The sequence below is a fragment of the Xenorhabdus santafensis genome, from assembly GCF_033949405.1.
GTDB lineage: Bacteria > Pseudomonadota > Gammaproteobacteria > Enterobacterales > Enterobacteriaceae > Xenorhabdus > Xenorhabdus santafensis.
This window is the reverse complement of sequence record NZ_VCDN01000084.1, coordinates 1-2,508: the sequence shown is the minus strand read 5'-3', so window position 1 is coordinate 2,508 and position 2,508 is coordinate 1. Positions and strand designations below refer to the sequence as shown.

The following is a 2,508-nucleotide window of genomic DNA, read 5'->3' as shown; positions in this document are numbered from 1 at the left end:
GCGCTGATTGAGTTCGCCATAGCTCAGTATTTGTTCATTGCTTGCTTCATCGCCTGTTTTCCCGCAGAACATCACGGCAATGGCATCCGGTTGCTGTGCCACCTGAGCTTCAAACAGCTGGTGGATCAGGGCCTCTTGAGGGAATTTGGTCGGTATGGGGTTGAAATCAACCAACAGATGTTGACGCTCTGCCTCTGACAAAATGGGGATATCGAGAATCAATTGTTGTGGATTGTGTGCCAAGGCATTAACCAGCCCGCTCACGGCTGTTTGCAGGTAACCCGTCATGCTGGCTGGATCGATGCCAGAGACGGTATGGGCGGTCAGGTAGAAATCTTCACCCAAATCATCTACCGACAGGGTAATCGGGTAGTTGGTTCGTTCTTGTGCTGCAATCACCCGCATGCCTGACCAAACGGCTTTATCTGCTTGGGAATGGCTGCCATCAACATCGTTTTTAACAACATGCGAATGGCGGTAATTGAGCAGGGCGCTGAACAGGGGCAGGGAATGTGAGATACCACTGCAACTCTGTGCCAGCGCCAACGGCGCCTGTTCATGCTCCAACAGCCGCATCAAATCGTGATAGGCATCTTGCACGACGGCCTGCACATTGCGTCCGGCCAGAGATACCCGAACGGGCAGGGTGTTGATGAACATCCCCAATATTTGGTCAGCCCCTGCGCCGCCTTGCAGGCGACCCAACAGCACCGAGCCAAAGACCACATCGTCGCGACCGCTGGTTTGTGCCAACACAGTAGCCCAAGCTACGTGAAACAGCACGCTTGGGCTGACTTTCAGATGGCGGGCTTGGACGCGGATCGCTTTTGCCAATGCAGGAGATAGAGGGAAGCGGGCTTCTGCGACCTGCGTGTCGTTATTCGGTACTGAGAGTATGCCGAACGGTGCCGTCGGTGAATCAATATCAGCAAGCCGCTCATGGAAATACGCCTCATGAGCGGCGGTAGACTCGCTCAGGATCTGGGCAATAAAATTGCGATAAGGCAGCGGAGTGGGCAATGTCACTGATTTACCCTGCAATATCAGTGCAATTTCAGCAAAGATCAGATCCAGTGTCATATGGTCGCTGACCAGATGATGGAAGCGCAGGGCCAGCAGCCATTCACCCTGAACCGGATCACAGGCAATATCTGCCGCAAATAGCGGTGCTTGGTTCAGGTTGATGCGATGCTGGCGTGGGTCAGTATGGGTAAGAAGCTGTGATGGAACGTCCTCTGGTGACGCGGGCGTGAAGATATTGATGCACAGCGGAGCTTGGCGCCAAACCACTTGGGCAGGTTGCTCCAATCCTTGCCAATGAACCGAAGTGCGCAGAATATCGTGACGGTTGATGACTTGCTGCAAGGCATCCATAAAAGCCTCAAGACGAGCGCGGGTATCGAATGCCAGCAGGCTTTGCAACAGATAAGTATCCCCTTGTTCCTGCATCAGATAATGGAACAAGATGCCTTTTTGCAGCGGTGCCAATGGGTAGATGTCCTGTACATTGCCCGCCCCGCCGGGAATGGCTGCCACAATCGAGTCAATTTCAGCTTGGGTGAGGGCAATCAGCGGCAACATATCAGGGACAAGGGCGCTGCAATCATCGGGTATGCGATTTGCAGGCACCACAAAAGCATCGGCATCACGTTGAATGGCTTGGGCCATATCAATCAGAACCGGGGTTGAAAATACGCTGCGTACATCGAGTTTCCAGCCATTGCCGCGTAGTTTTTCGATCAGGCTGACGATCATCAACGAATGGCCGCCAAGTTCAAAGAAATGGTCATGGCGACCGACTTGATCCAGCCCCAGTAAATCTTGCCAAATCTGAGCCAACGCATTTTCTGCTGCGCCGATGGGGGTTTCATAATGACGTACTACGATCGCGGACAACGCGGGAGCCGGCAATGCCTGACGGTCGAGTTTGCCATTGGAAGTCAGCGGGAAAGCATCAAGAACCACAAAAGCACTGGGCAGCATAAAATCGGCGAGGTGCTGGGCGAGTTGCTGGCGCAGTTCAGCCCCTTGCAGCTCTACGCCGTCCTGTGCCCGCAGGTAAGCCACCAGCCGTTTCTGGTTTGTTTCGTCTTCGCGCATCAGAACGACGGCTTCACTGACTCCGTGACACTGCAATAATTTGGCTTCGATTTCCCCCAGTTCAATGCGGAACCCGCGCAGCTTGACCTGAAAATCATTGCGGCCGAGGAATTCGATATTGCCGTCGGGCAGCCAGCGGCCGAGATCGCCGCTTTTGTACATACGCGCTTCGGTATCTTCGCAGAACGGGTCGGACAAGAAGCGTTCGGCAGTCAGTTCAGGGTGGTTCAGATAACCACGGGCCACGCCCGCACCGCCAATATAAATTTCACCGCTGACACCAAGGGGAACGGGACGGCCTTGCGGGTCAAGAATGTATATGCGGGTATGGGCAAGCGGGCGGCCAATGGGAATGGGGCGCGCGACATCAATGCGCCCATTGATGGTATAAGTGGCGGCAAACGTGGT

The 2,508-nt window shown here is 54.4% G+C and carries 1 protein-coding gene; it reads right to left on the bottom strand.

Annotation, left to right across the window (positions count from 1 at the left end):
* Nucleotides 1-2,508: condensation domain-containing protein (locus FE392_RS16855; protein WP_319931360.1), on the bottom strand; the 2,508-nt coding region annotated here is incomplete at both ends.